Below are 22,671 nucleotides of genomic sequence, written 5' to 3'. Positions count from 1 at the left end.
TTCCAGGCGGGGATCGGTTCACGCAATTGGAACCAACGGCGCCCCTTTCTGGTTTCACCGGCATCCGACTGTCCTTAAAAGAGACGATCCATGCATCTGAAACCAAGCCTCCTCGCCGCAGCCACCCTCCTCGCCTCCTCCTTCGTTACACCGGCCAGCGCGGCAAGCTTCGATTGCAGCAAACCCGATCTGGCGGCCGACGAAAAGGCGATCTGCGACAACCGCGCGCTGAATGACCAGGATGTGAAGATGGCCACCACCTTCGACATCCTCACCCAGTTGATGGCCATGGGTGCGCGCGATACGCTGCGCGACGAGCAGAGCCGATGGCTGAAGAAACGCCAGGAATGCGCAGCCGATGTGGCCTGCCTGACGGGTGCCTATGAGGAACGGATGAAGAAACTCGGCGAAGCCTTCCAAAGCATCAACCGCCCGCTCTGATCTCTACCGCCTGTCCTCACACCGCACGGATGATGTTTTCCATAAGCCCATGCAGCTGGTCGCGATAACCGGTTCTGGCCGAAGGCGCGTCCTCGCGGGAGGTCATGACCACGGAAAGCCGTCTGGCGGGAACAATATAGAGCATCTGCCCGCCATAACCCCAGGCGTAATAGACCGTTTCACCCGCCATTTCCTTGATGAACCAGCAATAACCGTAACCGTCGCCATTGAAGACGGAATTGGTGCGCTGCTGCCAGGACTGGCTGATCCATTCCTGTGAGATCAGCCGCTCACCCTCAGGCGTTACGCCGCCAAGACGATAAAGCTCGCCAAAGGCCAGCAGGGAGCGCGCCGTCATCGCCATCTGGTTGCCGCCGAGATAGATACCCTGCGGATCGCGCTCCCAGCCGCCGATGGAAAATCCCTCGAGCGGGCGGAACCAGTCTCGGGCGAGAGAAAGCGTCGAGCGGCCCGATGCCTTGGTCAATATCGCCGAGAGCAGATGTGTAGATGCCGTGGAATAGAGCATGCCGCCGCCGGGCTCTCCGGCAAAACCGGAATCCAGCGCCATTCTCACCCAGTTGCGGCTGGCAACCCAGCGTCCATAATTCGGGCCGGACATGCGCTCCAGACCGGATTGCATGGACAAGAGATTGCCGATGGTGATCCGCTCCAGCCGAGGATCGGGATTTGGCGGAAAATCACTGCGCAGAATAGTGGCGATCGGCTGGTCTGCACCAGTAATGATCCTGCGATCGATCGCCATGCCCACCAGCGCCGAAATGACCGATTTCGAGGCCGACTTGATATTGGTGGAGCCATTGAGGCTGGCGCCATGATAGGCGCGGCTCGCGACCTCTTCGCCATCGATGCTGACAATCACCGCCTTGAGGCTGGAAAGCGCATCCGCCTGCCTTAGCAACGGATCAAAACGGATATTGTTGCCGGCGCTCTGCGCCTGGGCAAGCCGGGCAAGAGGCAGCGACGCGATGAGGGCGAGTGCGGTTCGTCTTTTCATGTTGATGAAGTTAGGCATCCCAGCGTTCTGGAAAAGAGCCACTGGACGAACATCACTCCAATGTGACTGCTGGATAGGAAACAGCTGCAAGTAGTTTCGCATTTACGATGGAAAAACAAAATGTTGAAGGCAGTCGAAGAATCATCCTGTGAGGCAATTGAATCTGTTTGTGAGCTGAGTTGCATCATCTGGTACAGACAGCAAAAAGCCGCCCCAGAGGGCGGCTCAAGTTGAAGACGAGGTGCGAAGCTCTCTCCTCCGTCCTGCCGGACTTAATCCGGCATCCAGCCACGGCGCGTCTGCGCCGTGAGAGGAGTCTCATGCGATCAAAGACTTGATCGCGCTAGACCCCGGATCAAGTCCGGGGTGACGAGGCGTGCTTGTTATCGCTCTGCGACACTCCGAGAAGAAAGCTGCCCACCTGGGACACCCCCCACCCCATTCTGCGACAGGATTACTCCGGCAAAATCCGCACAGCACCCTTGTCGGCACTGGACGCAAAGGCCGCATAGGCCTTCAGTGCCGTCGTGACATTGCGCTTGCGCGGTGCTTCCGGCTTCCAGCCCTGTTCTTCCTGCTCGGCCCGACGCGACGCCAGTTCCGCATCGGAGACCTTCAGGTTGATGGTGCGGTTCGGAATGTCGATCTCGATCAGGTCACCCTGACGCACGAGGCCGATGGCGCCGCCCTGTGCCGCTTCCGGGGAGGCGTGGCCGATGGAAAGGCCTGAGGTGCCACCGGAGAAACGACCGTCGGTGATCAGCGCGCAGGCTTTGCCGAGGCCCTTGGATTTCAGGTAGCTGGTCGGATAGAGCATTTCCTGCATGCCCGGTCCGCCCTTCGGCCCTTCATAACGGATGACGACGACGTCGCCCGCCTTGACCTCGTTGCCGAGAATGCCCTTCACGGCCGCGTCCTGGCTTTCGTAAACAACCGCCGGACCGGTGAATTTCAGGATGGATTCATCAACGCCCGCGGTCTTCACGATGCAGCCATCGAGTGCGATGTTGCCGTAAAGCACGGCCAGACCGCCATCCTTGGAGAAAGGCTTTTCGACCGAGCGGATAACGCCGTTTTCGCCGTCCGTATCGAGATCGTCCCAGCGCGAGGACTGGCTGAAGGCCACCTGCGTCGGCACGCCGCCGGGGGCAGCCTTAAAGAACTGCCGCACCGTTTCACTGTTGGTGCGGGTGATGTCCCAGCGGTCGATGGCGTCGCCCAGCGTCGCTTCGTGCACCGTATAGGTATCGCGGTTGATGAGACCGCCGCGCTCCAGCTCACCCAGAATGCGCATGATGCCGCCGGCGCGGTGAACGTCTTCCATATGCACATCCTGCTTGGCCGGCGCGACCTTGGAAAGGCAGGGAACTTTACGGGAAAGACGGTCGATGTCCTCCATGCCGAAATCGACGCCGCCCTCATGCGCTGCCGCCAGAATATGCAGAACCGTGTTGGTGGAGCCGCCCATGGCGATATCCAGCGACATGGCGTTTTCGAACGCCGCCTTGTTGGCGATGGTGCGCGGCAGAACGGTTTCGTCGTCCTGCTCGTAATAACGGCGAGCGAGATCGACGATCAGGTGACCGGCTTCAACGAACAGGCGCTTGCGATCCGAGTGGGTGGCAAGCGTCGAGCCGTTGCCGGGCAAGGACAGGCCAAGCGCCTCGGTCAGACAGTTCATGGAATTGGCGGTGAACATGCCGGAACAGGAACCGCAGGTCGGGCAGGCAGAGCGCTCGATAACCTTGACGTCCTCGTCGGAAATCTTGTCGTCAGCGGCAGCCACCATCGCGTCGACCAGATCGAGCGCGACCGTCTTGCCATGCAGAACGACCTTGCCCGCTTCCATCGGACCACCGGATACGAAGACCGCGGGAATGTTGAGGCGCATGGCCGCATTCAGCATGCCGGGCGTGATCTTGTCGCAGTTGGAAATGCAAACCATCGCATCGGCGCAATGGGCATTGACCATATACTCCACCGAATCCGCGATGATCTCGCGCGACGGCAGCGAATAGAGCATGCCGTCATGGCCCATGGCGATACCGTCATCAACCGCGATGGTGTTGAATTCCTTGGCAACACCGCCGGCCGCTTCGATTTCGCGGGCAACCAGCTGGCCGAGATCTTTCAGATGCACATGGCCCGGCACGAACTGCGTGAAAGAGTTGACCACCGCGATGATCGGCTTGCCGAAATCGCTGTCCTTCATGCCGGTGGCGCGCCAAAGGCCGCGCGCGCCCGCCATGTTGCGGCCGTGGGTTGTCGTTCTGGAGCGATAGGCTGGCATGGTGTTTTCCTCGATCTCTGGCGAAGAGCGCATTTCCGCAAACGCGGTAAAAATAGCTCCTGCCCTATTTTGCGGTTTTTCTAGCGCAAACCGCAAGCCCTGTCACTGTCACCTTGAGGCAAAACAGTACGGTTCGGTACGGTACGCTTTCTATTCGGCACCATCGGCAGAGGACACGCCATCACAAATGCGCGATTACCACCTGTTCAGCGTTGTTTTTCCGCAGAGCGCTGAAACATATCTGTGCAGCGACCGTATTGGCTATCATAATCGATTTATCGCCGATGCACCCGGCTTTTGTGGAGGTTTTTATGCCCGCCTATCGTCCGCCCCATATCGCGTCTTCAGAGATAACGCCCAAATCCTTTTATCTGTCCCGACGCAATTTCCTCGGAACGGCGGCAGGCCTTGCTGCCATAGGATTGGCCGGCCGCGAGGCCATTGCCGCGCCGCTCTCCGCCAAGGCCGGTGCCTATAAGCTGGATGACAAGCTCACCCCGCTCGATGCCGTCACCAGCTACAATAATTTCTACGAATTCGGCGTCGGAAAATCCGATCCGAAGGAGTACTCCGGCAAGTTCAAACCGACGCCGTGGACGGTGAAGGTGGATGGTCTCGTTTCCAAACCGCAGGAATTCGGCATCGAAGAACTGATGAAATATCCGCTGGAGGAACGCACCTATCGCATGCGCTGCGTCGAAGGCTGGTCGATGGTCATTCCGTGGATCGGTTTTCCGCTCGCCACACTGCTCGACAAGGTGGAGCCGCTGGGCAGCGCGAAATACGTTTCCTTCGAGACGGTGGTGCGGCCGGACGAGATGCCGGGCCAGAGCGGCCTTTTCCAGCCTCTGTCATGGCCCTATGTCGAAGGCCTGCGTCTCGATGAAGCGCGTCATCCGCTCACCATCCTCGCCGTCGGGCTTTATGGCGAGACCCTGCCAAACCAGAACGGCGCGCCGATCCGGCTTGTCGTGCCGTGGAAATACGGTTTTAAGGGCATCAAATCCATCGTCCGCATTTCGCTCACCGAAAAACAACCGGAAACGACCTGGAAAAACTCCAATGCCCGCGAATATGGCTTCTATTCCAACGTCAATCCGCATGTGGACCATCCGCGCTGGAGCCAGGCGACGGAACAGCGTATCGGCGAAGGCGGCTTTTTCGGCACGGAGAACCGCCCTACCCTGATGTTCAACGGTTATGACGAGGTGGCGAGCCTTTATGCCGGCATGGATCTGAAGGCGAATTATTGACCATGGCCTTTGCCCTGCCCCTTCCCACGCTGCCGAAGCGTTACCAGCCGACGGCCATCTGGTCGCTTTATGTGCTCGGCCTCTGTCCAGGCGTCTGGTATTTCTACCTCGCCGCAACCGGTGGCCTCGGCTTCAACCCGGTCAAGGATTTCGAGCACCTGCTCGGCATCTGGGCCCTGCGCTTCCTGTGCCTCGGACTGCTGGTAACGCCGCTGCGCGATCTCCTCAACATCAACCTCATCGCCTATCGCCGGGCGCTGGGGCTGATCGCCTTTTATTATGTGCTTGCCCATTTCACCGTCTATCTGGTGCTGGATCGCGGCCTGATGCTGGGCTCCATCGCCGGCGATATTCTGAAGCGCCCCTATATCATGTTCGGCATGGCGGGCCTTCTCATGCTCATTCCGCTGGCGCTTACCTCTAACCGCTGGTCCATCCGCAAGCTCGGTAGTCGCTGGAACACACTGCACAAGCTCGTTTATCTCGTCCTCATCGTCGGCGTGCTGCATTTCGTGCTGGCCCGGAAATCGATCACGCTGGAGCCGGTGTTTTATATCAGCACCATGGTGGTCTTGCTGGGCTATCGGCTGGTGCGGCCGACGATCATGACGATGAAGAGGAGTAAGCGCGCAAGGCCCGTCCGGACGTAAAGGACGCCACCGCGATCCCGCCGATATAACAGACGATATTCCACACGGAAAAAACGCGGCCGAGCAGCAAAGCTCCGGACGCCGTTGCGCGAAACGCATCCAGCGCCGGGAAATGAACGAGCCGGATCAATTCCACGACGACAACGACAATGACGGCGATGTGAACCTCATAGCCGTGCCAGCGGGACGGAAGAATGGCCGCCAGCAGCAGATAGACCATCGCCCCCCAGAGCACGGATCCGCCGTATTTTACCGCCACGAACGGCAATCCCACCTCGTAGCCGAACGCCCGCAGGCAAAGGCCGCCAATGATCACCATCACGGCCGCCGCCAAAAGCCGGATGCGGGCAAAATAAGGCGGGGAAAGGCGTGACGGACCCATGCGAGTTCCTTCCGGTTTTCGTATGAAAATCTAACGGATGCAAATCGAGGCGCGAACATGAGCACAGCAACAGGTACAGCCGCAACCCGCCTCTCGGTTTTGGACGATCTTCTGTGCGATACCTATCCCTGGGGCGAACTCAAGGGCATCAGGCGCTTCATCGTCGAATTTCTCTATTTCGGCATCAAGGAAGCCCGTGCCTGCCTGTTTGCGGGATTGTTCTTCCTCTCCATCTTCGTGGTGCCACATGCCGGGTTATTTGGCATTCCGCGTTATGACGTGCTGCTGATCATCGCTCTCGGCATCCAGTTCTTCATGATCTGGAGCAGGCTGGAAACGCTGGATGAGGCCAAGGCCATCCTGCTGTTCCATATCGTCGGTTTCGCGCTGGAGGTGTTCAAGACGTCAGGCGCCATCCAGTCATGGTCCTATCCCGACTTCGCCTATAGCAAGGTCCTCGGTGTACCGCTCTTTTCCGGCTTCATGTATGCCGCCGTCGGCAGCTACATCATCCAGGCGTGGCGTTTGCTGGATGTGCGCATTCGCCACTATCCCACCTATTGGATGGCAACGCTGATCGGCATCGCCATCTATGCCAACTTCTTCACCCACCACTTCATCGGTGATTACCGCTGGTACATCGCCGCCTGCGCCGTCGGTCTCTATTCCCGCGCAACGGTGGTGTATCGCCCCTACGATCGGGATCGGAAGATGCCGCTTCTCCTCTCCTTCATCCTGATCGGCTTTTTCGTCTGGCTGGCGGAGAATATCTCCACCTTCTTCGGCATCTGGAAATATCCCGATCAGATCGGCGCCTGGTCCGTGGTGCATATCGGGAAATGGAGTTCATGGTCGCTGCTGGTCATCATGACGTTTACAATCGTCGCGCAACTCAAGCACATCAAGGCCCGTATTCACGTTCCGGAGTAAGAGAAGCAAAGCTTCAGCCGAGCATCTGATCTGGCAGGCGCCAAAGGCTTTGCAGAGGCAGCACCCTCGCCTGCTCGATTTCCCAAAACCCAAACGCAAGAAAGCCGGGTGATCTCTCACCCGGCTTTTTAATTCACGACGCCTGGAAAAGGCGTCAGACCTTATGCGGCTTCGGCAGCAGCAGCTTCAGCGGCAACGCGAGCCTTGTCGGCTGCGCCCTTGGCGTCAACATCGCGCTCGACGAATTCGATGACGGCGAGAGCGGCATTGTCGCCCTGGCGGAAACCGGCCTTCATGATACGCAGGTAGCCGCCGTTGCGGTTTGCATAACGGGCTGCGATCGCGTCGAACAGCTTGCGAACGGCGTCCTGATCCTTGATCTGCGAAATCGCCTGACGACGAGCGTGCAGGTCGCCGCGCTTGCCGAGGGTGACGAGCTTCTCAACGATCGGGCGAATTTCCTTCGCCTTCGGAAGCGTGGTGACGATCTGCTCATGGGTGATGAGCGAAGCAGCCATGTTGGCAAACATTGCCTTGCGGTGGCTGGCGGTTCTATTGAGCTTGCGGCCTGAATTACCGTGGCGCATTGCTATTCTCCTTCTACGCAGGTTCCTTCTCTAAGGCCTGCCGTTTCCTGGCACATGCAGATGACTTATCTGCTGTTTGACGGGGAAAGGCAGTCTTTAAAGGGTCTGCCTTTTTGATTGTTAGTACTGGTCTTCGTAACGCTTTGCGAGATCTTCGATGTTCTCAGGCGGCCATGCCGGCACTTCCATGCCGAGGTGCAGACCCATGGAAGCGAGAACTTCCTTGATTTCGTTCAGCGACTTGCGACCAAAGTTCGGCGTGCGGAGCATTTCGGCTTCGGTCTTCTGGATCAGGTCGCCGATATAAACGATGTTGTCGTTCTTCAGGCAGTTTGCCGAACGAACGGACAGTTCGAGCTCGTCGACCTTCTTGAGAAGCGCCGGGTTGAACGCGAGTTCGGTAACCGATTCTTCTTCTGCTTCCTTCTGCGGCTCGTCGAAGTTGACGAAGACGCCCAGCTGGTCCTGGAGAATGCGAGCGGCGAAGGCAACGGCATCTTCGCCGGAAACCGAACCGTTGGTCTCGATCGTCATGATCAGCTTGTCATAGTCAAGAACCTGACCTTCACGGGTGTTTTCCACCTTGTAGGACACTTTCTTGACCGGAGAATAGAGGCTGTCCACCGGAATGAGGCCGATCGGGGCATCTTCCGCGCGGTTGCGCTCAGCCGGTACGTAACCCTTGCCGTTGTTGACGGTGAATTCCATGCGGATTTCAGCGCCATCGTCCAGCGTGCAGATCACGTGGTCGGGGTTCAGGATCTCGATGTCGCCAACCGTCTGGATGTCACCAGCGGTTACGGCACCCGGGCCCTGCTTGCGCACGACCATGCGCTTGGAATCATCGCCGTCCATCTTGATGGCGATTTCCTTGATGTTGAGCACGATATCCGTCACATCTTCCCGAACGCCGGGGATGGAGGAGAATTCGTGCAGGACACCGTCGATCTGCACGGCCGTTACAGCGGCACCACGCAGAGAAGACAACAGAACGCGACGCAGCGCGTTGCCGAGGGTAAGACCGAAACCACGTTCCAGCGGCTCGGCAACCAGAGTTGCCTTGGTGCGGCTGGACGAGGTGAACTCGACCTTGTTCGGCTTGATAAGTTCCTGCCAGTTCTTCTGAATCATCTTTAAACCTTCCGTTCGCCGCCACCATCCAATCGTGACGGACCGAGCATGAAAACACCGAGAGGAACCTTAAGCCGGTTCATCGGTGGGTTCTTGAGCGCAAGTCCGTCGATCGAAATCGACGCGCACACGCCAGATACACGAAAATTCCGCCAGACCTGAGGTAAGGCGGAATTTCCGAACCACGGCCGCGTCAGACGCGGCGCTTCTTGCGCGGACGGCAACCGTTGTGCGGGATCGGCGTCACGTCGCGAATGGAAGTGATCATGAAACCGGCAGCCTGCAGAGCGCGAAGTGCCGATTCACGGCCGGAACCCGGACCGCAAACTTCAACTTCAAGCGACTTCATGCCGTGTTCCTGAGCCTTCTTCGCGCAATCTTCAGCAGCGATCTGGGCAGCGAACGGGGTCGACTTGCGCGAACCCTTGAAGCCCTTGGCACCAGCGGACGACCAGGCAATAGCATTGCCCTGTGCGTCGGTGATGGTGATCATCGTGTTGTTGAAGGTCGAATTGACGTGCGCGACGCCAGACGTGATATTTTTGCGTTCGCGACGACGGACGCGTGCGGCTTCCTTGGCCATTTTATACCTTTCATTGATCTCTTCACCGCCGTAACACCAGCGGCTACACCGGCAATCAGCCCGTGACCGAGCTTTTCGCCAAACTCAGAAAGGCTGGCGCGGACTGCACCAGCCTCCCCTTTCCGGAGAACCGGAAAATTACTTCTTCTTACCAGCGATAGCCTTCGCCGGACCCTTGCGGGTGCGAGCGTTGGTGTGCGTGCGCTGACCGCGGACCGGAAGGCCACGACGGTGACGCAGGCCGCGGTAGCAACCGAGGTCCATCAGACGCTTGATGTTCATCGAGGTCTCACGACGCAGGTCACCTTCGACCTGGTAGTCGCGGTCGATGGCTTCGCGGATCTGAAGAACTTCAGCATCCGTCAGCTGATGAACGCGCTTGTCAGCCGGAAGACCGACCTTGTCCATGATTTCCTGCGCGAATTTCGGACCAATCCCGTGAATGTAGGTCAGCGCAATAACAACGCGCTTCGCAGTCGGGATGTTGACGCCAGCGATACGTGCCACGTCTTTTCTCCTTGGTTCCAGTTGCCATCCGGCAAGTGGTGATTCCATTTGAGCGGCCGACAAGACCGCCAGTTCAAATTGGTGTCCGTGACAAGTCAAAACGACCGAACCCGGATCTCCCTTCCCTAAGGGAAATCCGCGCCAGTCGCTTGGGATGTCGCGAGTTGGCGCGGTGTTTAACGGAATCAGCGCAAAAAAGCAACCGGCTCCGCCAAGATTCTTTTGCGATCCAGAGGATCTGCCGCCATGCGCAAGCGCGATATGGGCAAGAACGCAACAGCGCCTGCCCATCCGCTCCGTCGATCAGGCGGAGGCTTTCTCGAGAACGCGCTCGATAGCCTCGGTGACAGCATCGACATCGGCCATGCCATCCAGCGTCACAAGCTCACCCTGCTCGCTGTAATAGGCCGACAGCGGCGCGGTCTTTTCGCGATATTCCGTCAGGCGCTTGCGGAAGGCTTCCGGATTGTCATCCGAACGAACCGTGCCGCCGGCGGCAATGGTTTCAGCCACGCGGTTTTCGATTCGGCGAATCAGCGCCTCCTCATCCACCTTCAGCTCGATGACGGCATCAAGGACCAGATTCTTCTTGCGCATGTTGTCGGCAAGCGCCTTGGCCTGCGGAACGGTGCGCGGATAGCCGTCGAGAATAAAGCCCTTGGCACAGTCAGCTGCTTCGATACGTTCGGAAACGATCTGATTGACGATATCGTCGGAAACGAGCCCGCCGGCATCCATGACGGCCTTGGCGCGCTTGCCGATTTCGGTGCCCGCGCTGACCGCAGCGCGCAGCATGTCACCGGTGGAAAGCTGCGGGATCCCGTACTTGTCCGTCAGCCGCTTGGCCTGGGTTCCCTTGCCCGCACCCGGCGGACCCAAAAATATCAGTCTCATCGTCCCCTCTTTCCTCCACGCAACTTCGACTTCTTGATCAGACCTTCATACTGCTGGGCGATCAGGTGACCCTGAATCTGCGCAACCGTATCCAGAGTTACACTGACGACGATCAAAAGCGAAGTACCACCAAGGGCTAATGGAATGCCCGTACGCGCGATAAGTGTCTCAGGAAGGATACAGACGAAGACCAGATAAATCGCGCCGACCACGGTGATGCGGGTCAGGACGTAATCGATGTACTCCGCAGTGCGCTCACCCGGACGGATGCCCGGAATGAAGCCGCCATGCTTCTTGAGATTGTCAGCCGTATCCTTCGGATTGAACACGATCGCCGTGTAGAAGAATGCGAAGAACGCGATCAGCAGGCCGTAGAGCGCCATGAACAGCGGCTGGCCGTGCTGCAGCGACGCGATGATCGAGGTCGCCCAGGTCGGCAGGTTGGTGTTGCCGGCAAAACCCGCAGCCGTTGCCGGCAGGAGTAGCAGCGACGATGCGAAGATCGCAGGAATGACACCGGCCGTGTTGAGCTTCAGCGGCAGATGCGAGGTATCGCCCTGGAACATCCGGTTGCCGACCTGTCGCTTCGGATATTGTATCAGGAGGCGGCGCTGGGCGCGCTCCACGAAGACGATGAGGCCAATGACGCCGATGGCGACGATGACAACCATCAGGATGAGCGGGGTCGACAGCGCACCGGTGCGGCCAAGTTCCAGCGTTCCGGCCAGAGCCTTGGGCAGGCCGGCGGCGATGCCCGCGAAGATGATCAGCGAAATACCGTTGCCGATACCGCGCGACGTGATCTGTTCGCCAAGCCACATCAGGAACATCGTGCCGCCGAGCAGCGTAATGACGGTGGAAATGCGGAAGAACATGCCCGGATCGACCACGAGACCGTTGCCGCTTTCAAGGCCGACCGCAATGCCATAGGCTTGCAGCGTGCCGAGCAGCACCGTGCCGTAGCGGGTGTACTGGTTGATGATCTTGCGGCCGGCTTCGCCTTCCTTCTTCAACGCTTCGAGCGAGGGCACGACCGAGGTCATGAGCTGCACGATGATCGAAGCGGAGATGTAAGGCATGATGCCGAGGGCGAAGATCGCCATGCGCTCGACGGCGCCGCCCGCAAACATGTTGAAAAGACCGAGAATACCGTTGGCCTGGCCACGGAAGGCCTGCGCATAGGCTTCGGGGTTCAGGCCCGGAAGCGGAATATGGGTGCCAAGACGGTAGACGAGAAGTGCGGCAAGAGTAAACCAGAGACGCTTTTTCAGATCCTCCGCCTTAGCGAAGGTCGAAAAATTCAGGTTCGAAGCCAGTTGTTCCGCTGCTGAAGCCATAAATTTCTCCGAATGACCCTTGCCAGCCAGCAACACCGGCCAATGCGGAAAGGTCTAAAAGATACTGGTCAAAACCGGGCTTCGGACGAATGCGGCTCTTGGCCGCCATCATGCCTCACCCTGTTTTTTATGTCCTATCCCCTCCCCTACGGAAGTTCAAGAACTGTGAGGCTCTCCCTGCAGCACTTTCTGCCGCAAGCGGGGCCTTGAAAGCACACCGCGAAGAGATTGCCCTGATGCTCTATAAATCGATTTAGATCGAAAGCACCAGTGGCCAGGGAGCGCAAACGCCCGGAGCGACATGCGCACCGGGCGTCTGAAGTCTATATATTACTCGGCGGCTTCTGCTGCAACTGCGAGAAGCTTGATCGAACCGCCAGCCTTTTCGATCTTTTCGATTGCGGGCTTGGAAGCACCGGCAACTTCGAAAGCAACCTTGGCCTTCAGCTCGCCGTCGGCGAGAATGCGTACGCCGTCCTTGGCGCGGCGGATAACGCCGGCAGCCTTGAGAGCAGCGGCATCGATCGTTGCGGAAGCGTCAAGCTTCTTGGCATCGATGGCGGTCTGAATGCGGCCGAGCGATACGACAACATATTCGGAAGCGAAGATGTTGTTGAAACCGCGCTTCGGCAGACGACGGTAGATGGGCATCTGACCGCCTTCGAAGCCGTTGATGGCGACGCCCGAACGAGCCTTCTGACCCTTCACACCGCGACCACCGGTCTTGCCCTTGCCGGAACCGATACCGCGACCTACGCGGATACGATCCTTGGAGGCGCCTTCGTTATCTCTGATTTCATTGAGTTTCATGATAGGTTACTCCGTCTCACTTCTCGTCAACGACGCGAACGAGATGCTGGACCGCACGGATCATGCCGCGAACCGCAGGAGTATCTTCCAGGGTGCGCTGACGATGCATCTTGTTGAGACCCAGACCGACCAGCGTCTGACGCTGGATTGCCGGGCGGCGAATAGGGCTGCCGATCTGTTCGACCGTGACAGTCTTCTTGGCTTCAGTAGTTTTCTTGGCCATGATCCAGCTCCTTATTCTTCAGAAGCGTTGCCGGAAGCGGCACGACGAGCCTGAAGGGTCGCATACTTGAGGCCACGCTGTGCAGCGATGTCCTTCGGATGAACCTGATGCTTCAGAGCGTCGAACGTGGCGCGAACCATGTTGTACGGGTTCGACGAACCGGTCGACTTCGCAACAACGTCATGAACGCCGAGCGTTTCGAAAACGGCGCGCATCGGACCACCGGCGATGATACCGGTACCGGCCTTGGCCGAACGCAGCAGAACCTTGCCTGCGCCGTGACGGCCATTGACGTCGTGATGCAGAGTGCGGCCATCGCGCAGCGGAACGAAGATCAGATCGCGCTTTGCGCTTTCGGTTGCCTTGCGGATAGCTTCCGGAACTTCACGAGCCTTGCCGTGACCGAAGCCAACGCGGCCCTTCTGGTCGCCAACGACGACGAGAGCGGCGAAGCCGAAGCGACGGCCACCCTTAACAACCTTTGCAACGCGGTTGATCGCGACCAGCTTGTCGACGAATTCGCTATCGCGCTCTTCGCGGTTCTGACGCTCTTCGCGGGAACCTCTTTTATCCTGTGCCATTGTCCTTGTCCTTTTTCTTTTGCGGGTGGAACGGCAAACGAAAAGACCAGCGGCCTCGAGAACGAGATCCGCATGGTCCGGTGATATTCCGCCCGGATCATTGTCCGGGCGGAAAAAAATCAGAAGTTCAGACCGCCTTCGCGGGCAGCGTCTGCCAGGGCCTTGATGCGGCCATGATAGATGAACGCGCCACGGTCGAATACGACATCCTTGACGCCAGCCTTGACGCCACGCTCGGCAACCAGCTTGCCGACAACGGATGCTGCTGCAACGTCGGCGCCAGTCTTGAGCGAGCCGCGCAGATCGGCTTCGAGCGTGGAGGCAGACGCAAGCGTCTTGCCAGCAACGTCATCGATGATCTGGGCGTAGATGTTCTTCGACGAGCGATGAACCGACAGGCGCGGGCGGCCGTTGGCAACCGCCTTGATCTGGCGGCGCACACGGCTCGCGCGACGTGCAAGTGCTTCTTTCCTGCTAGCCATTTCGCGTGATCCTTACTTCTTCTTGCCTTCTTTGCGGACAATACGCTCTTCAGCGTATTTCACGCCCTTGCCCTTGTAGGGCTCGGGACCGCGGTATTCGCGGATTTCCGCGGCTACCTGGCCAACCTGCTGCTTGTTGATGCCGGAAACGATGATTTCCGTCGGCTTCGGAACGGCAATGGTGATGCCGACCGGCGGCTCGTAAACAACGTCATGGCTGAAACCGAGAGCCAGCTGCAGGTTCTTGCCCTGCATGGCGGCACGGTAACCAACGCCGTTGATTTCGAGCTTGCGCTCGTAGCCGTCCTTAACACCCTTGAAGATGTTCTCGATCATCGTGCGGGACATGCCCCACTTCGAGCGAGCTTCCTTGGTGCCGTTTGCCGGCGTTACGGAAACGCCGTTATCTTCGAGCTTCAGCTGGATGTCGTCGTTAGCGACGAAAAACAGCTCACCCTTCGGGCCCTTAGCAGTGACCTTCTGGCCGTCGACATTGGCCGTCACACCTGCGGGAACCGGAACGGGCTTTTTACCGATACGAGACATTATTCAATCCTGTCTGTTCGTTATGGAGATCCTTGCTCGGGTCTTAGAAGACCGAGCAAAGAACCTCGCCACCAACGTTCTGTTCGCGAGCCTGGTGATCGGCCATCACGCCCTTCGGGGTCGAAAGGATGGTGATGCCGAGGCCGTTCGCGACCTGCGGAATGGACTTTACCGAGACATAAACCCGGCGGCCCGGCTTGGACACGCGGCCGATCTCACGGATCACCGACGCGCCTTCGTAGTACTTCAGCTCGATGGTGAATTCGGACTTGCCGTTTTCGAAATCGACCTTGGAATAACCGCGGATGTAGCCTTCAGACTGCAGCACGTCGAGAACGCGTGCGCGCAGGCTGGAAGCAGGCGTGCTTACCGACGACTTGCGGCGAGCAGCACCATTGCGGATGCGGGTGAGCATATCACCCAAAGGATCAGTCATGGTCATGTGCCCGTCTCCTTACCAGCTCGACTTGACAATGCCCGGCACCTTGCCGGAATTGCCCAGCTCACGAAGCGCGATACGCGACATCTTGAGCTTGCGATAGAACGCGCGCGGACGGCCCGTTACTTCGCAGCGGTTGCGGATACGCGTCTTCGAGCCGTCACGCGGCAGCGAAGCGAGCTTCAGAGTGGCCTTGAACCGGTCTTCGATCGGAAGGGACTGGTTCATCACGATCGCCTTCAGTGCGGCGCGCTTGGCGGCCTGCTGGGCGACCGACTTGCGGCGGCGCTTGTTCTTTTCAACTGCGCTTGTTTTCGCCATATCGGAGTTCCTTTTCTACGCTCGTCGTTACGGTTAGTGACGGAACGGGAAGTTGAACTCTGTCAGCAGAGCCCGAGCTTCGTCGTCCGACGTCGCCGTCGTGCAAACGATGATGTCCATGCCCCACATCTGATCAACCTTATCGTAGTTGATCTCAGGGAACACAATGTGTTCCTTGATGCCCATGGCGAAGTTGCCACGGCCGTCAAAGCTCTTCGGGTTCAGGCCCCGGAAGTCGCGAACGCGCGGCAGCGCGATGTTGACCAGACGATCAAGGAATTCGTACATGCGGGCGCCACGAAGGGTAACCTTCGCACCGATCGGCATGCCTTCGCGAACCTTGAAACCTGCGATCGAGTTACGAGCGCGGGTAACGACCGGCTTCTGGCCGGCAATCGCAGCCAGGTCACCGGCAGCGATGGTGGGCTTCTTGGAGTCGGCGGTTGCTTCGCCGACGCCCATGTTGATCACGATCTTTTCAAGCTTCGGGATCATCATGACGTTCGCGTAGGAGAACTTCTCCTGCATGGCGCCACGGATACGGGAAACGTATTCCGTCTTGAGACGCGGCTCGTACTTATCAGCCATCGATCACTTCTCCCGAACGCTTGGCCACGCGGACCTTCTTGCCATCCACAACCGAGAAGCCAACGCGGGTCGGCTTGCCATCCTTGTCGACGATGGCGATGTTGGAGATGTGCAAGGATGCTTCCTTGTTGATGATGCCGGCTTCCTGGGCCTGGGTCTGGCGCTGGTGACGCTTCACCATGTTAACGCCACGCACAACGGCCCGATCTTCCTTCGGCAAAACCTGGATTACTTCGCCGGTACGGCCCTTGTCCTTACCGGTCAATACGACAACCTTGTCGCCTTTACGAATCTTCTGCATCGCATTCGCTCCTTACAGTACTTCCGGAGCCAGCGAGATGATCTTCATGTGGTTCTTGGCGCGAAGTTCGCGCGGAACCGGTCCGAAGATACGGGTGCCGATGGGCTCTTTCTTGTTGTCGATAAGAACGGCTGCGTTGTTATCGAAACGGATGACGCTGCCGTCAGCGCGGCGGATGTCCTTGGCGGTGCGCACGACAACCGCCTTCATCACGTCGCCCTTCTTGACGCGGCCGCGCGGAATAGCTTCCTTGATGGAAACGACAATAATGTCGCCAACAGAAGCATATTTGCGCTTCGAGCCGCCCAGCACCTTGATGCACATGACACGACGTGCGCCGGAATTATCCGCCACGTCGAGGTTTGTTTGCATCTGAATCATGTCAGGTCGCCTTCTTGTTGTTACCGGAACGGTTGGGCAAACTCTCCCGAGCGAGCCCCCTGCCCCAGCTTATGAATATCTCTTTTTTTGCGCGGAAATGTCGTGACAGGGTGGTTTCCCGAAGGACCTTCCGTGCGCATCAAAGCAAAAGACGCCCGGGTCACGAGCGTCCTTGCGCTGCTTCATACAGGATTCCGCGCCAAGTACAAGAGACCTGGCGCGATTCTGATGAAATTAAGCCTGGGCGGAAACGACCGTCCAGCGCTTGTCCTTGGAAATCGGTGCGCATTCCTCGATGGAAACGACATCGCCGACCTTATACTGATTGTTTTCGTCGTGTGCCTTGTACTTCTTCGAACGACGAACGGTCTTTTGCATGAGCGGGTGAGCGAATCGACGCTCAACCCGGACCACGACAGTCTTCTCGTTCTTGTCGGACACTACGACGCCCTGCAGAATGCGTTTCGGCATATTATTCTTCCTTAGGCCTTGGCTTCTGCCGCCTTCTGGCGGGCAATGGTTTTAACGCGGGCGATGTCCTTGCGGACTTCGTTGATGCGCGAGGACTTCTCCAGCTGGCCAGTTGCCTTCTGGAAGCGCAGGTTGAACTGCTCCTTCTTCAGATCGGCGAGCTTGTCCTTGAGCTGGTCGGCGCTGAGGCCGCGAACTTCATCGGCTTTCATGTGCCTTGCTCCTTACTCTGCGATGCGCTGTACGAAGCGCGTCTTGACCGAGAGCTTGGCAGCGCCGAGACGAAGCGCCTCACGGGCGATCTCCTCGGTAACACCGTCGATCTCGAACATCATACGACCGGGCTTGACCTTGCATGCCCAGTAATCGACCGAACCCTTGCCCTTACCCATACGAACTTCGGTCGGCTTGGCCGTAACCGGAACGTCGGGGAATACGCGGATCCACACACGACCTGCGCGCTTCATGTAACGCGTGATCGCGCGGCGGGCCGCTTCGATCTCGCGTGCATTCACGCGGTTCGGTTCCTGCGACTTCAAGCCGAATTCACCGAATGCCAGGTCAAAGCCGCCCTTGGCGACGCCCTTGATGCGTCCCTTGAACTGCTTACGGTACTTAGTACGCTTTGGCTGCAACATTTTCTTACTTCTCCGAGCTTATCTTTCGCCAGCGTCAATCAAGCGTTTTCGCGACGACGATCGGGACGATCGCCACGCTCACGGCTTGCAGGGCCCTGTGCGTCGCCTTCGAGACCGCGACGCTCAGAAGCCATCGGATCGTGCTCAAGGATTTCGCCCTTGAAGATCCAGACCTTGATGCCGCAGATGCCGAATGCAGTTTCAGCTTCGGCCGTGCCGTAGTCGATGTCCGCACGCAGCGTGTGCAACGGAACGCGACCTTCGCGGTACCATTCGGTACGAGCGATTTCTGCACCACCGAGACGACCGCCGCAGGTGATCTTGATGCCTTCGGCGCCAAGACGCATTGCGGACTGAACAGCACGCTTCATCGCACGGCGGAAAGCCACGCGGCGCTCGAGCTGCTGGGCGATCGACTGGGCAACCAGCGTCGCGTCGATTTCCGGCTTGCGCACTTCAACGATGTTGAGGTGCGTTTCGGAGTTGGTCATCTCGGAAAGCTTCTTGCGAAGCTTTTCGATGTCTGCACCCTTCTTGCCGATGATCAGACCCGGACGAGCCGAGTGGATCGTAACGCGGCACTTCTTGTGCGGACGCTCGATGACGACCTTGGCAATGCCGGCCTGCTTGAGTTCCTTGATCAGGTAAGCCCGGATCTTCAGGTCTTCATGCAGAAGCTTGCCGTATTCAGCAGTGTCAGCGTACCAGCGGCTGTCCCAGGTACGGTTGATGCCGAGGCGGAAGCCGATCGGATTGATTTTCTGACCCATTATGCGGCCTCCCCTTTTTCCTCAACTTCACGAACAACGATCGTGAGGTGAGCGAACGGCTTTTCAATGCGGGAAGCACGACCACGGCCACGAGCGTGGAAACGCTTCATGGTGATGGACTTGCCAACATAGGCCTCGGCGACGACGAGAGCGTCGACGTCGAGGTCATGGTTGTTTTCCGCATTGGCAATTGCAGATTCGAGCGTCTTCTTGACGGTGCCTGCAATGCGCTTGCGGGAGAATTCGAGCTCGGCGAGAGCGCGATCAACCTTCTTGCCACGGATAAGAGCGGCAACCAGGTTCAGTTTCTGGGGGCTGACGCGGAGCGTACGGGCAATGGCCTGAGCCTCATTGTCCTTCAGCCGGCGTTCGGTCTTAGCCTTCGCCATGATTACTTCCTCTTTGCCTTCTTGTCCGCGCCGTGACCGTAGTAGGTACGGGTCGGAGAGAATTCACCGAACTTGTGTCCGACCATGTCTTCGTTGACGGAGACGGGCACATGCTTGCTGCCGTTGTAGACGCCGAAGGTCAGACCAACGAACTGCGGCAGGATCGTGGAGCGACGGCTCCAGATCTTGATTACTTCGTTACGTCCGCTCTCGCGCACCTTCTCAGCCTTGGTGAGAAGATAGCCGTCAACAAACGGACCTTTCCATACTGAACGAGCCATTAGTGACTACCTCTCTTACTTCTTACGCTGATGGCGCGAGCGCATGATGAACTTGTCGGTCGACTTGTTCGAACGGGTGCGCTTGCCCTTCGTGGGCTTGCCCCACGGAGTAACCGGGTGGCGACCACCCGACGTGCGACCTTCACCACCACCGTGCGGGTGGTCGACCGGGTTCATGACGACGCCGCGAACGTGCGGACGCTTGCCGCGCCAACGGGAACGACCGGCCTTGCCGTCGTTGATGTTGCCGTGGTCCGAGTTCGAAACAGCACCGATCGATGCGAGGCAGGAGCCATGCACCAGACGCTGTTCGCCCGAGTTGAGACGCAGGATGGCCATACCGGCATCGCGGCCGACGAGCTGGACATACGTACCGGCGGAGCGAGCGATCTGACCGCCCTTGCCCGGCTTCATCTCGACGTTGTGGATGATCGAACCGACCGGAATGTACTGAAGCGGCATGGTGTTGCCGGGCTTCACGTCCACTGCCTTGTCGGAGGCGATCACCTTGTCACCGGCAGCGAGACGCTGTGGCGCGAGAATGTAAGCCTGTTCGCCGTCGGTATACGTAACCAGCGCGATGAACGCGGTGCGGTTGGGGTCGTATTCCAGACGTTCAACGGTACCTTCAACGTCGAACTTGCGACGCTTGAAGTCTACCAGACGGTAGGTCCGCTTGTGACCGCCACCCTGGAAACGGACGGTGATCCGGCCCTGGTTGTTACGGCCACCCTTGGAGCTGAGGCCCTGGGTGAGAGCCTTTACCGGCTTGCCCTTGTAGAGCGAAGCGCGGTCCACGATAACCAGCTGACGCTGGCTCGGCGTGGTCGGATTGAAACTTTTCAATGCCATATTCTTGTTCCCTTTTGGGTCTTTGCCCGCTTGGGCCTAACCTTTAGAGTCCGGTGGACACGTCGATGGATTGACCTTCGGCGAGCGTAACGACGGCTTTCTTGACGTCCTTAAGCTTACCGGCGAACCCACGGAAACGACGGGTCTTACCCTTGCGGATAAGCGTGTTCACAGCCGTGACTTTGACGCCGAAGAGAGCTTCCACGGCAGCCTTGATTTCAGGCTTGGAAGCATTCTTGGCGACGTTGAATACGACCTGGTTCTGTTCGGATACCAGCGTCGACTTTTCCGTGATCGAAGGAGATACGATCACATCGTAGTGGCGAAGATCCGTCATTTGAACCGCTCCTCCAGAGCCTCTACAGCAGCCTTGGAAAGCACCAGCTTGCCACGGCGCAGGATGTCGTAAACATTGATGCCCTGAACCGGCAGAACGTCCACGTTCGGGATGTTCTGAGCAGCGAGCTTGAAGTTGCCATCAAGTTCGGCGCCGCCGATAACGAGAGCGTTGGTCAGGCCAAGCGAAGCGAAGCTGCCCAGCAGAGCCTTGGTCTTTGCTTCGGATGCAACGAGCTGATCAACGATGATCAGTTCTTCAGCCTTCAGCTTTGCAGACAGGGCGTGACGCAGAGCGAGCGCACGAACCTTCTTGGGAAGGTCATGGGCGTGGCTGCGAACGACCGGGCCGTGGGCCTTGCCGCCGCCGCGGAACTGCGGTGCGCGAGCCGAATGGTGACGAGCGCGGCCCGTACCCTTCTGCTTGTACATCTTCGCGCCGGTGCGGGAAACTTCCGACCGGTTCTTGGACTTGTGGGTTCCCTGCTGCTTCTTTGCAAGCTGCCAGCGAACCATGCGGGCCAGGATGTCCTGGCGGGGGTCGAGGCCGAAGATCTCATCCGACAGAGAAACCTTGCCGGCGTCTTTTCCCTCGAGGGTCTTGACGTTCAATTCCATGATAAGGCTCCCTTACTTCGCAGCCGACTTGACGGCGTCGCGGACGATGATCCAGGAACCCTTCGAGCCGGGAACTGCACCCTTCACGAGGATGAGGCCACGGTCTTCATCAGTCGAAACGACTTCGAGGTTCTGGGTCGTAACGCGCGTCTGGCCCATATGACCAGCCATGCGCTTGCCCTTCCAGACGCGGCCCGGATCCTGGTTGTTACCGGTCGAACCGTGTGCACGGTGCGATACGGAGTTACCGTGCGAAGCGCGGCCACCACCGAAGTTGTGACGCTTCATAGCACCGGCAAAACCTTTACCGATCGTGGTTCCAGTGACGTCGACCAGCTGGCCGGACTGAAAATGATTTGCGGTCAGTGTTGCACCGATGTCGATCAGGTTCTCGGGGGAAACCCGGAACTCGACGAGCTTGGCTTTCGGTTCGACATTGGCAGCGGCAAAATGGCCGCGAAGCGCCTTCGTCGTGTTCTTGACCTTGGACTGGCCGGCACCGAGCTGAACTGCGGTGTAGCCATTCTTGTCTTCCGTGCGCTGGGCAACGACTTGTACGTTATCCAGTCGCAATACTGTTACAGGGATATGTTCACCTGCGTCGTTATAGACGCGTGTCATACCCACTTTCTGTGCAATCACACCTGAACGCATTGGTTCATCCTCTTGCGAGCCTTGAAGGGAAAACCCTCTCTGGCCTTTGTTAAGGAGTGCCCTTCGACATCTCACGATGTTTCCGGTCTCCGGTTTGGAAGTCGTTGGATTGCTCCACGTACCTTCCTTGTTATTTCAGCCCTCACCTTGGATGGTTCGGGCCGGGTCTTAGAGCTTGATTTCCACGTCAACGCCAGCAGCGAGGTCGAGCTTCATCAGAGCATCAACAGTCTGCGGGGTGGGGTCAACGATATCGAGAAGACGCTTGTGCGTCCGCATTTCGAACTGTTCACGGCTCTTCTTATCAACGTGGGGAGAGCGGTTGACGGTAAACTTTTCGATGCGGGTGGGGAGCGGAACCGGGCCGCGAACGCTGGCGCCGGTGCGCTTTGCGGTCGACACGATTTCACGGGTAGAGGCATCGAGGATCCGGTGATCGAACGCCTTGAGGCGGATACGGATATTCTGGCCGTTCATTCGTCTTGTCCTTGTTCTTTGTTATTCGTTTCCGCACGCGGAAACACATGAACTTCTATTGATCGTGGCGCCGCAGATTTTCAAAAATCGAGAGGGGATGCGCGTCGCACCCCAATCATTTCAGTAGTCTGTATTGCTAAAACACCGCGTTTCGCAATCGCTTGCGAATCCAGCGGTGAGTGTGAGTGCGCGTTTACGCGTTTTCACCGAATTTTTCAAGCACTAAAAATGCAACGCCGCCAGGCTTTTTATGAAAAGTCCGGCGGCGGTGTTGTTCACACCGCCGCCAGTCAGAATTTCAACGGTCGAATATTACTCGACGATCGAAGCAACGATGCCGGCGCCGACGGTACGGCCGCCTTCGCGGATAGCGAAGCGCAGCTTTTCTTCCATCGCGATCGGAACGATCAGCTCGACTTCAACGGTAACGTTGTCGCCAGGCATAACCATTTCCGTGCCTTCCGGCAGCGAAACGATGCCCGTCACGTCCGTCGTACGGAAGTAGAACTG

36 protein-coding genes are annotated in these 22,671 nt (G+C 58.3%); 4 read left to right on the top strand and 32 right to left on the bottom strand.

Features of this window, described 5'->3' with window-relative positions; genetic code table 11:
* Positions 1-90 precede the first annotated feature (90 nt).
* The gene (locus QD336_RS22630) at positions 91-441 is read left to right on the top strand and encodes a lysozyme inhibitor LprI family protein (protein ID WP_269340898.1); all 351 of its coding nucleotides are present in this window, start codon (positions 91-93) and stop codon (positions 439-441) included.
* A gap of 16 nt (positions 442-457) precedes the next feature.
* Here the strand turns inward: QD336_RS22630 and QD336_RS22625 are convergent, their stop codons facing one another.
* Positions 458-1,459 (bottom strand): serine hydrolase domain-containing protein, encoded by a 1,002-nt coding sequence (locus QD336_RS22625; protein ID WP_269341387.1) that lies wholly within the window; start codon positions 1,457-1,459, stop codon positions 458-460.
* A gap of 454 nt (positions 1,460-1,913) precedes the next feature.
* Positions 1,914-3,749, bottom strand: a complete 1,836-nt coding sequence (gene ilvD / locus QD336_RS22620) for a dihydroxy-acid dehydratase (protein ID WP_499172234.1) — start codon at positions 3,747-3,749, stop codon at positions 1,914-1,916.
* 311 nt (positions 3,750-4,060) lie between these two features.
* Between ilvD and msrP the strand changes: the two genes are divergently transcribed.
* Together msrP and msrQ are read left to right on the top strand one after the other, a co-directional pair.
* Complete coding sequence (msrP, locus tag QD336_RS22615) at positions 4,061-5,002, top strand: protein-methionine-sulfoxide reductase catalytic subunit MsrP (protein WP_269340895.1); 942 nt, start codon at positions 4,061-4,063, stop codon at positions 5,000-5,002.
* Positions 5,003-5,004: 2 nt separating this feature from the next.
* Positions 5,005-5,652 (top strand): protein-methionine-sulfoxide reductase heme-binding subunit MsrQ, encoded by a 648-nt coding sequence (gene msrQ, locus QD336_RS22610; RefSeq protein ID WP_499172233.1) that lies wholly within the window; start codon positions 5,005-5,007, stop codon positions 5,650-5,652.
* On the opposite strand, the gene QD336_RS22605 is transcribed toward msrQ, so the two are convergent.
* Positions 5,606-6,034 carry a ribosomal maturation YjgA family protein gene (locus QD336_RS22605; protein WP_499172232.1) on the bottom strand — a complete coding sequence of 143 codons (429 nt, stop codon included), beginning with the start codon at positions 6,032-6,034 and terminating at the stop codon, positions 5,606-5,608. The genes msrQ and QD336_RS22605 overlap by 47 nt on opposite strands.
* A gap of 57 nt (positions 6,035-6,091) precedes the next feature.
* Between QD336_RS22605 and QD336_RS22600 the strand changes: the two genes are divergently transcribed.
* On the top strand, positions 6,092-6,964 hold the full coding sequence (locus QD336_RS22600; RefSeq protein ID WP_499172231.1) for a DUF817 domain-containing protein: 873 nt from the start codon (positions 6,092-6,094) through the stop codon (positions 6,962-6,964).
* 161 nt (positions 6,965-7,125) lie between these two features.
* On the opposite strand, the gene rplQ is transcribed toward QD336_RS22600, so the two are convergent.
* From rplQ to QD336_RS22455, 29 genes are all read right to left on the bottom strand, one after another.
* Positions 7,126-7,551 (bottom strand): 50S ribosomal protein L17, encoded by a 426-nt coding sequence (rplQ, locus tag QD336_RS22595; protein ID WP_003521014.1) that lies wholly within the window; start codon positions 7,549-7,551, stop codon positions 7,126-7,128.
* A 120-nt stretch (positions 7,552-7,671) separates the two neighbouring features.
* The gene (locus tag QD336_RS22590; RefSeq protein ID WP_003495228.1) at positions 7,672-8,682 is read right to left on the bottom strand and encodes a DNA-directed RNA polymerase subunit alpha; all 1,011 of its coding nucleotides are present in this window, start codon (positions 8,680-8,682) and stop codon (positions 7,672-7,674) included.
* A 193-nt stretch (positions 8,683-8,875) separates the two neighbouring features.
* Positions 8,876-9,265: a 30S ribosomal protein S11 gene (gene rpsK, locus QD336_RS22585; protein ID WP_003495225.1), complete on the bottom strand. Its 390-nt coding sequence runs from the start codon at positions 9,263-9,265 to the stop codon at positions 8,876-8,878.
* A 138-nt stretch (positions 9,266-9,403) separates the two neighbouring features.
* A complete protein-coding gene (gene rpsM, locus QD336_RS22580) occupies positions 9,404-9,772 on the bottom strand; it encodes a 30S ribosomal protein S13 (RefSeq protein ID WP_003516122.1) in 369 nt (122 codons plus the stop codon).
* Positions 9,773-10,075: 303 nt separating this feature from the next.
* On the bottom strand, positions 10,076-10,666 hold the full coding sequence (locus QD336_RS22575; protein WP_269340890.1) for an adenylate kinase: 591 nt from the start codon (positions 10,664-10,666) through the stop codon (positions 10,076-10,078).
* On the bottom strand, positions 10,663-12,003 hold the full coding sequence (gene secY, locus QD336_RS22570; RefSeq protein ID WP_269340888.1) for a preprotein translocase subunit SecY: 1,341 nt from the start codon (positions 12,001-12,003) through the stop codon (positions 10,663-10,665). The genes QD336_RS22575 and secY overlap by 4 nt, the downstream gene beginning before the upstream one ends.
* Complete coding sequence (locus QD336_RS22565) at positions 11,948-12,115, bottom strand: hypothetical protein (protein WP_269340887.1); 168 nt, start codon at positions 12,113-12,115, stop codon at positions 11,948-11,950. Before QD336_RS22565 ends, secY begins: the two co-directional genes overlap by 56 nt.
* A 218-nt stretch (positions 12,116-12,333) precedes the next feature.
* Positions 12,334-12,813: a 50S ribosomal protein L15 gene (rplO, locus tag QD336_RS22560; RefSeq protein ID WP_003521009.1), complete on the bottom strand. Its 480-nt coding sequence runs from the start codon at positions 12,811-12,813 to the stop codon at positions 12,334-12,336.
* A 16-nt stretch (positions 12,814-12,829) separates the two neighbouring features.
* The gene (gene rpmD, locus QD336_RS22555) at positions 12,830-13,036 is read right to left on the bottom strand and encodes a 50S ribosomal protein L30 (protein WP_003495212.1); all 207 of its coding nucleotides are present in this window, start codon (positions 13,034-13,036) and stop codon (positions 12,830-12,832) included.
* Between the two features lie 11 nt (positions 13,037-13,047).
* Complete coding sequence (rpsE, locus tag QD336_RS22550; RefSeq protein ID WP_004442585.1) at positions 13,048-13,617, bottom strand: 30S ribosomal protein S5; 570 nt, start codon at positions 13,615-13,617, stop codon at positions 13,048-13,050.
* Between the two features lie 119 nt (positions 13,618-13,736).
* Positions 13,737-14,099 (bottom strand): 50S ribosomal protein L18, encoded by a 363-nt coding sequence (gene rplR / locus QD336_RS22545; RefSeq protein WP_269340884.1) that lies wholly within the window; start codon positions 14,097-14,099, stop codon positions 13,737-13,739.
* A 12-nt stretch (positions 14,100-14,111) separates the two neighbouring features.
* Positions 14,112-14,645 (bottom strand): 50S ribosomal protein L6, encoded by a 534-nt coding sequence (rplF, locus tag QD336_RS22540; protein ID WP_003495204.1) that lies wholly within the window; start codon positions 14,643-14,645, stop codon positions 14,112-14,114.
* Positions 14,646-14,688: 43 nt separating this feature from the next.
* Positions 14,689-15,087, bottom strand: coding sequence for a 30S ribosomal protein S8 (gene rpsH / locus QD336_RS22535; RefSeq protein WP_004442588.1), 399 nt, complete (start codon positions 15,085-15,087; stop codon positions 14,689-14,691).
* 12 nt (positions 15,088-15,099) lie between these two features.
* Positions 15,100-15,405, bottom strand: a complete 306-nt coding sequence (gene rpsN, locus QD336_RS22530; RefSeq protein ID WP_003507785.1) for a 30S ribosomal protein S14 — start codon at positions 15,403-15,405, stop codon at positions 15,100-15,102.
* 33 nt (positions 15,406-15,438) lie between these two features.
* The gene (rplE, locus tag QD336_RS22525) at positions 15,439-15,993 is read right to left on the bottom strand and encodes a 50S ribosomal protein L5 (protein WP_003495201.1); all 555 of its coding nucleotides are present in this window, start codon (positions 15,991-15,993) and stop codon (positions 15,439-15,441) included.
* Positions 15,986-16,294, bottom strand: coding sequence for a 50S ribosomal protein L24 (gene rplX, locus QD336_RS22520; protein ID WP_003521006.1), 309 nt, complete (start codon positions 16,292-16,294; stop codon positions 15,986-15,988). The genes rplE and rplX overlap by 8 nt, the downstream gene beginning before the upstream one ends.
* 12 nt (positions 16,295-16,306) lie before the next feature.
* Positions 16,307-16,675, bottom strand: a complete 369-nt coding sequence (gene rplN, locus QD336_RS22515; RefSeq protein ID WP_003495199.1) for a 50S ribosomal protein L14 — start codon at positions 16,673-16,675, stop codon at positions 16,307-16,309.
* A gap of 234 nt (positions 16,676-16,909) precedes the next feature.
* A complete protein-coding gene (gene rpsQ, locus QD336_RS22510; protein ID WP_077983837.1) occupies positions 16,910-17,146 on the bottom strand; it encodes a 30S ribosomal protein S17 in 237 nt (78 codons plus the stop codon).
* An 11-nt stretch (positions 17,147-17,157) separates the two neighbouring features.
* Complete coding sequence (rpmC, locus tag QD336_RS22505) at positions 17,158-17,358, bottom strand: 50S ribosomal protein L29 (protein ID WP_003495193.1); 201 nt, start codon at positions 17,356-17,358, stop codon at positions 17,158-17,160.
* Between the two features lie 12 nt (positions 17,359-17,370).
* Positions 17,371-17,784: a 50S ribosomal protein L16 gene (gene rplP, locus QD336_RS22500; RefSeq protein ID WP_003507774.1), complete on the bottom strand. Its 414-nt coding sequence runs from the start codon at positions 17,782-17,784 to the stop codon at positions 17,371-17,373.
* A gap of 38 nt (positions 17,785-17,822) precedes the next feature.
* Positions 17,823-18,554, bottom strand: coding sequence for a 30S ribosomal protein S3 (gene rpsC, locus QD336_RS22495; protein WP_003495188.1), 732 nt, complete (start codon positions 18,552-18,554; stop codon positions 17,823-17,825).
* Positions 18,554-18,943: a 50S ribosomal protein L22 gene (rplV, locus tag QD336_RS22490; RefSeq protein ID WP_006313972.1), complete on the bottom strand. Its 390-nt coding sequence runs from the start codon at positions 18,941-18,943 to the stop codon at positions 18,554-18,556. The genes rpsC and rplV overlap by 1 nt, the downstream gene beginning before the upstream one ends.
* Before the next feature lie 2 nt (positions 18,944-18,945).
* Positions 18,946-19,224, bottom strand: coding sequence for a 30S ribosomal protein S19 (rpsS, locus tag QD336_RS22485; RefSeq protein ID WP_003507772.1), 279 nt, complete (start codon positions 19,222-19,224; stop codon positions 18,946-18,948).
* A gap of 15 nt (positions 19,225-19,239) precedes the next feature.
* Positions 19,240-20,076, bottom strand: coding sequence for a 50S ribosomal protein L2 (rplB, locus tag QD336_RS22480; protein ID WP_003507771.1), 837 nt, complete (start codon positions 20,074-20,076; stop codon positions 19,240-19,242).
* Between the two features lie 43 nt (positions 20,077-20,119).
* Complete coding sequence (locus tag QD336_RS22475) at positions 20,120-20,413, bottom strand: 50S ribosomal protein L23 (protein ID WP_003521003.1); 294 nt, start codon at positions 20,411-20,413, stop codon at positions 20,120-20,122.
* Positions 20,410-21,030, bottom strand: coding sequence for a 50S ribosomal protein L4 (gene rplD / locus QD336_RS22470; RefSeq protein ID WP_003495173.1), 621 nt, complete (start codon positions 21,028-21,030; stop codon positions 20,410-20,412). Before rplD ends, QD336_RS22475 begins: the two co-directional genes overlap by 4 nt.
* A gap of 12 nt (positions 21,031-21,042) precedes the next feature.
* The gene (gene rplC / locus QD336_RS22465; RefSeq protein WP_003507769.1) at positions 21,043-21,684 is read right to left on the bottom strand and encodes a 50S ribosomal protein L3; all 642 of its coding nucleotides are present in this window, start codon (positions 21,682-21,684) and stop codon (positions 21,043-21,045) included.
* 168 nt (positions 21,685-21,852) lie between these two features.
* Positions 21,853-22,161 carry a 30S ribosomal protein S10 gene (gene rpsJ, locus QD336_RS22460; RefSeq protein ID WP_003507767.1) on the bottom strand — a complete coding sequence of 103 codons (309 nt, stop codon included), beginning with the start codon at positions 22,159-22,161 and terminating at the stop codon, positions 21,853-21,855.
* A gap of 312 nt (positions 22,162-22,473) precedes the next feature.
* The coding region (locus QD336_RS22455) for an EF-Tu C-terminal domain-related protein (RefSeq protein ID WP_475382462.1) at positions 22,474-22,671 on the bottom strand (198 nt) is incomplete at its 5' end.

Origin of the sequence: Rhizobium sp. BR 250 (genome assembly GCF_047445855.1) — a bacterium.
In the GTDB taxonomy this organism is placed as follows: Bacteria; Pseudomonadota; Alphaproteobacteria; order Rhizobiales; family Rhizobiaceae; genus Agrobacterium; species Agrobacterium tumefaciens_I.
The sequence above is the reverse complement of the archived record's forward strand: the minus strand, read 5'-3'. Positions and strand labels throughout refer to the sequence as shown.

Coding starts and splice junctions, on each gene's coding strand:
- rpmD (WP_003495212.1), bottom strand. CDS start 13,036: ATGGCCAAGAAAACTACTGAAGCCAAGAAGACTGTCACGGTCGAACAG.
- msrP (WP_269340895.1), top strand. CDS start 4,061: ATGCCCGCCTATCGTCCGCCCCATATCGCGTCTTCAGAGATAACGCCC.
- rpsH (WP_004442588.1), bottom strand. CDS start 15,087: ATGACCATGACTGATCCTTTGGGTGATATGCTCACCCGCATCCGCAAT.
- rplX (WP_003521006.1), bottom strand. CDS start 16,294: ATGCAGAAGATTCGTAAAGGCGACAAGGTTGTCGTATTGACCGGTAAG.
- ilvD (WP_499172234.1), bottom strand. CDS start 3,749: ATGCCAGCCTATCGCTCCAGAACGACAACCCACGGCCGCAACATGGCG.
- rplC (WP_003507769.1), bottom strand. CDS start 21,684: ATGCGTTCAGGTGTGATTGCACAGAAAGTGGGTATGACACGCGTCTAT.
- rplP (WP_003507774.1), bottom strand. CDS start 17,784: ATGTTGCAGCCAAAGCGTACTAAGTACCGTAAGCAGTTCAAGGGACGC.
- QD336_RS22600 (WP_499172231.1), top strand. CDS start 6,092: ATGAGCACAGCAACAGGTACAGCCGCAACCCGCCTCTCGGTTTTGGAC.
- secY (WP_269340888.1), bottom strand. CDS start 12,003: ATGGCTTCAGCAGCGGAACAACTGGCTTCGAACCTGAATTTTTCGACC.
- rpmC (WP_003495193.1), bottom strand. CDS start 17,358: ATGAAAGCCGATGAAGTTCGCGGCCTCAGCGCCGACCAGCTCAAGGAC.
- QD336_RS22475 (WP_003521003.1), bottom strand. CDS start 20,413: ATGACGGATCTTCGCCACTACGATGTGATCGTATCTCCTTCGATCACG.
- rpsC (WP_003495188.1), bottom strand. CDS start 18,554: ATGGGTCAGAAAATCAATCCGATCGGCTTCCGCCTCGGCATCAACCGT.
- rplN (WP_003495199.1), bottom strand. CDS start 16,675: ATGATTCAGATGCAAACAAACCTCGACGTGGCGGATAATTCCGGCGCA.
- QD336_RS22590 (WP_003495228.1), bottom strand. CDS start 8,682: ATGATTCAGAAGAACTGGCAGGAACTTATCAAGCCGAACAAGGTCGAG.
- rplD (WP_003495173.1), bottom strand. CDS start 21,030: ATGGAATTGAACGTCAAGACCCTCGAGGGAAAAGACGCCGGCAAGGTT.
- rplE (WP_003495201.1), bottom strand. CDS start 15,993: ATGGCTGATAAGTACGAGCCGCGTCTCAAGACGGAATACGTTTCCCGT.
- msrQ (WP_499172233.1), top strand. CDS start 5,005: ATGGCCTTTGCCCTGCCCCTTCCCACGCTGCCGAAGCGTTACCAGCCG.
- rplQ (WP_003521014.1), bottom strand. CDS start 7,551: ATGCGCCACGGTAATTCAGGCCGCAAGCTCAATAGAACCGCCAGCCAC.
- rpsN (WP_003507785.1), bottom strand. CDS start 15,405: ATGGCGAAAACAAGCGCAGTTGAAAAGAACAAGCGCCGCCGCAAGTCG.
- rpsS (WP_003507772.1), bottom strand. CDS start 19,224: ATGGCTCGTTCAGTATGGAAAGGTCCGTTTGTTGACGGCTATCTTCTC.
- rpsE (WP_004442585.1), bottom strand. CDS start 13,617: ATGGCACAGGATAAAAGAGGTTCCCGCGAAGAGCGTCAGAACCGCGAA.
- QD336_RS22565 (WP_269340887.1), bottom strand. CDS start 12,115: ATGATGGCGGCCAAGAGCCGCATTCGTCCGAAGCCCGGTTTTGACCAG.
- QD336_RS22575 (WP_269340890.1), bottom strand. CDS start 10,666: ATGAGACTGATATTTTTGGGTCCGCCGGGTGCGGGCAAGGGAACCCAG.
- rpsK (WP_003495225.1), bottom strand. CDS start 9,265: ATGGCCAAGGAAGCCGCACGCGTCCGTCGTCGCGAACGCAAAAATATC.
- QD336_RS22630 (WP_269340898.1), top strand. CDS start 91: ATGCATCTGAAACCAAGCCTCCTCGCCGCAGCCACCCTCCTCGCCTCC.
- rplR (WP_269340884.1), bottom strand. CDS start 14,099: ATGGCTAGCAGGAAAGAAGCACTTGCACGTCGCGCGAGCCGTGTGCGC.
- rpsQ (WP_077983837.1), bottom strand. CDS start 17,146: ATGCCGAAACGCATTCTGCAGGGCGTCGTAGTGTCCGACAAGAACGAG.
- rplB (WP_003507771.1), bottom strand. CDS start 20,076: ATGGCATTGAAAAGTTTCAATCCGACCACGCCGAGCCAGCGTCAGCTG.
- QD336_RS22605 (WP_499172232.1), bottom strand. CDS start 6,034: ATGGGTCCGTCACGCCTTTCCCCGCCTTATTTTGCCCGCATCCGGCTT.
- rplV (WP_006313972.1), bottom strand. CDS start 18,943: ATGGCGAAGGCTAAGACCGAACGCCGGCTGAAGGACAATGAGGCTCAG.
- rplO (WP_003521009.1), bottom strand. CDS start 12,813: ATGAAACTCAATGAAATCAGAGATAACGAAGGCGCCTCCAAGGATCGT.
- QD336_RS22625 (WP_269341387.1), bottom strand. CDS start 1,459: ATGAAAAGACGAACCGCACTCGCCCTCATCGCGTCGCTGCCTCTTGCC.
- rpsJ (WP_003507767.1), bottom strand. CDS start 22,161: ATGAACGGCCAGAATATCCGTATCCGCCTCAAGGCGTTCGATCACCGG.
- rplF (WP_003495204.1), bottom strand. CDS start 14,645: ATGTCTCGTATCGGTAAAAAGCCCGTTCCGGTTCCCGCAGGTGTGACG.